Annotated in this window: 6 protein-coding genes and 1 pseudogene; 2 read left to right on the top strand and 5 right to left on the bottom strand. The window is 59.3% G+C overall.

Annotation, left to right across the window (positions count from 1 at the left end):
* Both PMI28_RS30285 and PMI28_RS30660 read left to right on the top strand, forming a co-directional pair.
* A partial coding sequence (locus PMI28_RS30285) for a hypothetical protein (RefSeq protein WP_007992909.1) occupies positions 1–434 on the top strand: 434 nt, incomplete at its 5' end.
* 185 nt (positions 435–619) lie between these two features.
* The gene (locus PMI28_RS30660) at positions 620–1201 is read left to right on the top strand and encodes a hypothetical protein (protein WP_033063640.1); all 582 of its coding nucleotides are present in this window, start codon (positions 620–622) and stop codon (positions 1199–1201) included.
* Between the two features lie 144 nt (positions 1202–1345).
* Here PMI28_RS30660 and PMI28_RS00265 read toward each other — a convergent pair whose 3' ends face one another.
* The 5 genes and pseudogenes from PMI28_RS00265 to PMI28_RS30860 form a co-directional block, all read right to left on the bottom strand.
* Positions 1346–2611 carry an MFS transporter gene (locus tag PMI28_RS00265; protein WP_007992906.1) on the bottom strand — a complete coding sequence of 422 codons (1266 nt, stop codon included), beginning with the start codon at positions 2609–2611 and terminating at the stop codon, positions 1346–1348.
* A 33-nt stretch (positions 2612–2644) separates the two neighbouring features.
* Positions 2645–3715 carry a sugar phosphate isomerase/epimerase family protein gene (locus tag PMI28_RS00270; RefSeq protein ID WP_007992904.1) on the bottom strand — a complete coding sequence of 357 codons (1071 nt, stop codon included), beginning with the start codon at positions 3713–3715 and terminating at the stop codon, positions 2645–2647.
* 112 nt (positions 3716–3827) lie between these two features.
* Positions 3828–5333: a MocR-like pyridoxine biosynthesis transcription factor PdxR gene (pdxR, locus tag PMI28_RS00275; protein WP_007992902.1), complete on the bottom strand. Its 1506-nt coding sequence runs from the start codon at positions 5331–5333 to the stop codon at positions 3828–3830.
* A 221-nt stretch (positions 5334–5554) separates the two neighbouring features.
* The gene (locus PMI28_RS00280) at positions 5555–6319 is read right to left on the bottom strand and encodes an ABC transporter ATP-binding protein (protein ID WP_007992901.1); all 765 of its coding nucleotides are present in this window, start codon (positions 6317–6319) and stop codon (positions 5555–5557) included.
* A gap of 16 nt (positions 6320–6335) precedes the next feature.
* A pseudogene (locus tag PMI28_RS30860) lies at positions 6336–6435 on the bottom strand (amino acid ABC transporter permease); the annotation flags it as partial.

Genomic DNA, 6435 nt, shown 5'->3' with positions numbered 1-6435 from the left:
CGGTCTGGACCTCGCTCGCGAGCTACACCCTGGGTGCCAACGTCGAAAATCTGTTTTTCGGCGGCAGCGGCAACTTCGCGGGCACCGGCAACGTGCTCGGCAATAATATCGTGGGTGGTGCGGGTAACGACGTTCTCACCGGCGGTGGCGGTAACGACGTGATGAGTGGCGGCGTCGCCGGCAACGATACGTTCGTGTTTGCTGTCGCGGGTTTCGGCAACGATACGATCTTGAACTTCGGAGCCAATTTGGCCGCAGAGCAGGACTTGCTCAATCTCACGGGGTTGGGGATCACCAGCGCGACGTTCGCTGCCAACGTGACCATAACGGCTAACGGGGCGGACACGGTGGTCGGGATCGGGACGGACACGATTCACCTGGTCGGTGTCAACAGCGCGGCCGTTGATCAGACGGACTTCATTCTGGCCACTTGAGGTCCTGGTCAGTACTGTCGCAGGGAGCGCGGACTGCGGAGGGGAGGGCAATGGATGCCCTCCCTTTCTCCTTCCATTCAATTGCTCATTAGCTGTCGGGGCGCCAGCAGCGTACTGGGGCTCATCAAAGCAGGTTGGAACCGAACTGCGAAATCAAAGAAACAATGGAAAAAGGAAACCCGGCCTTGAACATTTCAGCCATCTGCCTTTTGAGCAGCTTATTGGTTTCGGTCGCGGCTTCTGCTAGTGGGGTCGCTCCGGTCTTCGACCTGGACTTCACCAGATCAGCCACGGAAACACTGAAAAAGCTGGACATCAACGACGCTTGCATTATCGCCGTCTCAAGTCCTGCTGCGTTTACCTTTTGCCGAAAAGGATCGTCAACGCTCTGGAAGTATCAGGTGTTGGATCTGGAGCAACAGGCGGCAATCCAAATTGGCCAACAGCGGTCTTCGACAAATGATCATCGAATTACCGTTGTGCAACTCGATAGCGCTGCCTGCGAACAGGATCTCCTTGCGCCATTGCTTACACCGGAGATTACTCATGGACTTGTCCTTGGCTTGATCACACTGTTTCTGTTGCTCGGCCTCCAACACACCTACCGGGCAATCGTGCATTGCCGTTCTGACCACACAGTGTTTTCGAAGTCGGGCCCGCAGCGCCCGAGCGAATTCCGGCCTCCGCACAATTCAATGGCAATGGCGTTGACCGCGTGGGGTATCGCAGTTGCCATGGCATTCGTTTACTTCGGGTTTTGGGCATGACCACCGATTGCTGTTCACCCGTACCGGCGCCAACGAAATCATGCTGGAGCTGGTTGCCTGTACGCTTTGATGCAATGAGAGTTGTGGCCAGGAGGAAGGCTCGGCGTGATAGTCGATCCTTCCTCCTGGATTCCACGGCGATGATCAGGCTTGCGCCGCACTCATCCCGCCAGTGGCCGTGGATTTTTTGCGCACTGCTTGATAGAGCAGGCTGGACACCATGAAGCCCGCAATGGCCAGCACACTCATCAGGGTGAAGACATAGTTGTAACCCTGTTGACCGGGGAAGTGGTCGAGGATCGCGCCATAGATGACGTAGGCAAACATGCCGGGTGCGTAGCCGATCAGGCAACCGATGCCGAAGGCCGAGCCGGTGATGTGCTGGGGAATGCCGACTTCACCCATGGGAGCCCAGAACACACCGCGCATGGAGAACACGATCAGGGCAAAGGACAGGGTGGCGGCCATGCCTGCATAGATGAAGCCCGGGCTTTTTGGAATCAGCATGATCACGCCCATCAGCGGCAACAGCGCGAGGAATGCCCACTTCAGGTAACGGCTGGTGCTCTTGAATTGCTTGTCGGCGATGAAACCGCCGGCAGGCCCGCCGAGGATCTTCAGAAAATATTGGTTGATGATGCCGTAGGCGCCCACCAAGGCCACGGGCAACCCGTACATTTCCTTGAGGTAGGGAATGAAATAGGTCAGGCCGCAGTAGACGATGTAAACCATGAACACGTTGAGGCTGACCAGCCAGATTCCCGGTACCTTGATCGCTTCCATCAGGTTCGCCAGACCGTTCTTCGGCTTGGACTCCGATTGTGCGTTACCGCCCTTGAGCAGGAACCAGGTCAGGCTGCCGGCTAGAATGTCGATGACCGAGTAAAACAGGATCGCCGACTTCAGCCCGGCTTCGCCCGAACCCATGGCGACGAACACACCGAGGGCGGAAAACGCCACCAACGTATCAACCACGCCACGCCCGCCTTCGAGCAGGCCGAACAACCGGCCTTGCTCCTGATCGTCACCCAGGTTGCGGATGGCTTTGAGCAGCGAAGGCCAGAACAGGCAGTCGGCACACACGGCCAACAGACTGAACACTATCAGCAGATTACTGAAGGGTGGAAAGGTCGCCAGGTACAACCCCAGGCCACCGGTCCCGATCAGGCCGAGGGGGATCAGCTTGCGCGTGTCGTAGCGGTCGGCGAGCAGGCCGCCAAGCACAAACAGTGCGGTGGCGATGATTGCGTTGGCACTCAGTAGCATGCCGATTTCAGTGTGGCTCAAGCCCATGAATTCCTGCATGGGTACATAGAAGGCGTCCTTGAGGTTCGCCAGCTTGTAGATGGTGCCACCACCGAGGATGAGGATCAGGAATCTGAGCCATTTGGCCTTGTTTTGAGTTGTCATTATTGTTCTCCGGGCGTAATCGGGTCGTCAGGTTCAGGCGTTGAAAGTGGGGGCCAGGGTCAGTTCGGCCAACGTGCGCAATTCGGCCAGCAGGCTACGGACATACGCCACCTGGTTGTTCGCCCAACGGTGTTCATCGGCCAGCATTCGCTCAAGCGAGTAGCCGTTCGGGAGTGGCGTTTCGCTCATCTCCCGGTAGGCAATAAAGGGATCGGCCGCCTCAAGGCTCTGGCGGAAAGCCGGGGCCACGTAGTGGTTTTCCTGCTCGAGGATGAACGCGATCACCTGTGGGGTTGCTTCGCCGAGCATCAAAAGTTCGAACAGCATGCGCGCGCTGGGCAGGTCGTCCTCGTCGCTGCCTTGCAAAACGCCGTAATGACCGAAGCCGTTTTGCTCGGGGACGATGCGCACGCCCTTGAGGTGAGTCTGGCGGATGTGCGGCGCCAGATTGCGCAGGGCCTGCAGGGGCTTTTCGCAGGCGTTGATCATGTTGCCGAAGTCGAACAGGGCATGCAGGCGAGGGTGGTTCAGGCGGTTGAGCAGTTGCGCGATCTCGCCGCTCTTGAGTTCTTCATGCTGTTCGAAGTCAAAGTACAGATCGTGCTCGTCGGCCTGTTGCGCGAGGTAGTGCAGGTCGGTTTCGATAATGTCCATGACCCGCGACAGGCTGCCCTCGTAGCGTGAGTAAACACGGATATTGCGCACCCCCAGTACCCTGGCGATGGCGATCACCTGATCGACATCCTTTTTCAGCGTGCTGCTGATTTCCAGGTGCACATCCAGCCCCAGCGCTTTGGCCTTGGCGGCAAACGCCTGGAGCTGCACGGGCGACATCTGGCTCAGGCTGTTCTCTTCACCGTCGAGCAAGTGCAGGCTCAGGCCTTGCAGCTCATGGCGATAGGCGAAGTCCAGCAGGTCGGCAGGGGTGACACGACCATGGGTGAGGTTGGTCAGCAGCGGGTAGGCGTGGGCAAACAGGCGCAATTGCCCGAGACGCTCAAGCAACCGCCGGGCCAGTGCGTCCGTCAGCACGGGAGCAGCCTCGCACTCGACCACCTTATGGCTCAGCAAGGCATTGAATCGTTCCTGGATCTTATTGTTCATCAGAGTCGTTCCTGGTTCAGACACCGGGTCTACCGGCGCAGTCTTTATCGCGCCAGTCAGGAACTCTCGATAGATCCATTATCAGTTAATTGATAAGACCACTTGCCTGGCCTCAAGTGGTCGGCGGCAGATAACCCAAGCTGCGCAAGGCCCGGGCCAGCGCCTCGACACGCTCCCGGGCCTGGTTTTCAGGCGTACCGGCAAAGCCGATCAACAGGGCCGGCGGCAGGGCATGCTTGATGCGGTAGTCGCTCAGGGCATAGGTGTGGATGTTGTGCAGGGCCAATTGCCGGGCGATGTCAGTGTCACTGAGTTCGGGGGGCAGCCAGGCGATCAAGTGCATGCCGGCATCTGTCGGGGTGATCGTGAAGAAGCTGCCAATCTGCATTTCAAGTTGTTCGACCAATGCCTGCTGCCGCGCCTTGTACAGCGCTCGCATACGGCGGATGTGCCCCAGGAAGTGGCCTTCGCCCATGAAGTCCGCCGTGGTCGCCTGCAGCAGTGTGGGCGGGCTGCGATCCATGACGGCGCGCAGGGTGCAGAAAGGTTCGACCAGGGCCTGCGGCAGAATCACGTAACCCAGTCGCAGTGACGGAAAGAGCACTTTGCTGAACGTTCCGACGTAGATCACCCGGGCCATCTGGTCCATGGCATACAGCGCCGGGAGGAGGCGGCCACTGTAGCGAAACTCACTGTCGCAATCGTCCTCGATGATCCAGCTCTGATGCTGCGCAGCCCAGTCGATGAGGGCCTGGCGCCGTGTATAACTCAGGGTGACGCCCAAAGGATGCTGGCGCGAAGGGGTACAAAACACCAGGCGGGCATCGGGGCACTCGATCAGGCCTTGCTGGACATCGATCCCCTGTTCATCGATACGCAACGGAACTACCTGAGCTCCCTGGGCCTGCAATGCAATGCGCGCGGCGATGTGCCCCGGGTCCTCCATCCAGACGCTGTCCTGCGGATTGAGCAGCAGCATGCCCAGCAGGTTGAACGCTTGCTGCGCTCCGGAAACGATCACCACTTGCCCGGCATTGCAGTCGATGCCACGAGCATCGAAGACATATTCGGCAATCGCTGTGCGAAATGCCTGCAAGCCTTGCAACTCGCCATAACCCAGGATGGCCTTGGTCGGCTTGAGCAGATGACGGTTCATCAGGCGCCGCCAGATCGCCTGCGGGAATGCGTCATAGGTGCTGTGGCTGGGCAGGAAGGAGGTCGGGGTCGCGGGGTCCCAGTCGGCATAGGACACCCCGCGAAAATGATCGCTACGCAGCGACAGCATCGACTGGCTCAGATCGGACAGACGCGGTGGCTGGCGCTGTTGCTCATCCTCGGTACCCCGGTTTTCCCACTCAGTGCCGACGTAGGTGCCAGCGCCAGTGCGTGAGGCCAGGAAGCCTTCGGCAATCAGCTGATCGAAAGCATTGAGAATGGTGATCCGCGACAACCCCAGCTCGTTGCTCAAGGTCCGGGTCGACGGCAGGCGCACGCCCCCCTGGATTCTGCCATTGAGTATCTGTTTGCGAATCTGCAGATACAGTTGGCGGTACAGGGGGATGGCGCTGGCACGGTCCAGCTCGATAGCCGACAGCAGCAAACCTGCGGGGGATTTCATGACATGCTCGTCTGGGTGAAATGGATTTGACCTGGAAACCGTCAGGCGACGGGGAGGTAAGGGTATCGATCGAAACCCGATAAGTCATCTGCCCGGACTCGGGCTGTCGCCCAGGTAAACCGGCTTGAGCGGGTTTGATCTTGAAGAGGGGAGTGTAGGTGTTTCCGGGTTGAGCCAGCGCCTTGGAGCGACCGTGCAGTGGTTCCAAGGCGCTGCTCTGGTTACTTCAGGTTGCCGCTGAGGAACTGCTGCAGGCGTTCGCTTTTGGGGTTACCCAATACGTCCTCGGGCGCCCCTTGCTCTTCAACCCGCCCCTGATGCAGGAACAACACCTGGTTCGACACTTTGCGCGCAAAGCTCATTTCGTGGGTCACCATGATCATGGTGCGGCCTTCTTCGGCCAGACCCTGGATCACCTTGAGCACTTCGCCCACCAGTTCCGGGTCCAGGGCCGAAGTCGGCTCGTCGAACAGCATGATCTCCGGTTCCATGGACAGGGCGCGGGCAATGGCAACACGCTGTTGCTGGCCACCCGAGAGGAACGCCGGGTATTGATCAGCCACCCGCGACGGCAGGCCCACCTTGTCCAGGTAACGCCGGGCGCGTTCCTCTGCATCCTTCTTGCTGACGCCCAGCACCCGGCGCGGGGCCATGGTGATGTTGTCGAGCACGGTCATGTGGCTCCACAGGTTGAAGTGCTGGAACACCATCGCCAGACGAGTACGGATGCGTTGCAGTTCATTGGCGTCGGCCACGCGCATGCCGTGGCGGTCATGGACCATCTGAATCGGCTGGTTGTCCAGGCTCATCGCGCCGTCGTTGGGCGTCTCCAGGAAGTTGATGCAGCGCAGAAAGGTGCTCTTGCCCGAGCCGCTGGCGCCGATCAGGCTGATTACATCGCCAGTCTTGGCCTTGAGCGAAACGCCCTTGAGGACTTCGTGGTTGCCGTAGCTTTTGTGCAGGTTTTCAACGGTCAGTTTGTACATGTGCAAGCATCCTGAATTAGTGAGCCGGGCCAAGGAAAGACAGCCAGCGGCGCTCTGCCAGGCGGAACAGGCCGACCAGCGAGAAAGTGACGGCCAGGTAGATCAGCGCGGCAATG

Source organism: Pseudomonas sp. GM48, from assembly GCF_000282335.1.
Taxonomy (GTDB): Bacteria; Pseudomonadota; Gammaproteobacteria; order Pseudomonadales; family Pseudomonadaceae; genus Aquipseudomonas.
Note: the sequence above shows the minus strand (reverse complement) of the source record. Positions and strands in the feature narration are given on the sequence as shown.

Bases quoted from the DNA above. Each gene is read 5' to 3' on its own strand.
- PMI28_RS00265 (WP_007992906.1), bottom strand. From the start codon at position 2,611: ATGACAACTCAAAACAAGGCCAAATGGCTCAGATTCCTGATCCTCATC.
- PMI28_RS00270 (WP_007992904.1), bottom strand. From the start codon at position 3,715: ATGAACAATAAGATCCAGGAACGATTCAATGCCTTGCTGAGCCATAAG.
- pdxR (WP_007992902.1), bottom strand. From the start codon at position 5,333: ATGAAATCCCCCGCAGGTTTGCTGCTGTCGGCTATCGAGCTGGACCGT.
- PMI28_RS00280 (WP_007992901.1), bottom strand. From the start codon at position 6,319: ATGTACAAACTGACCGTTGAAAACCTGCACAAAAGCTACGGCAACCAC.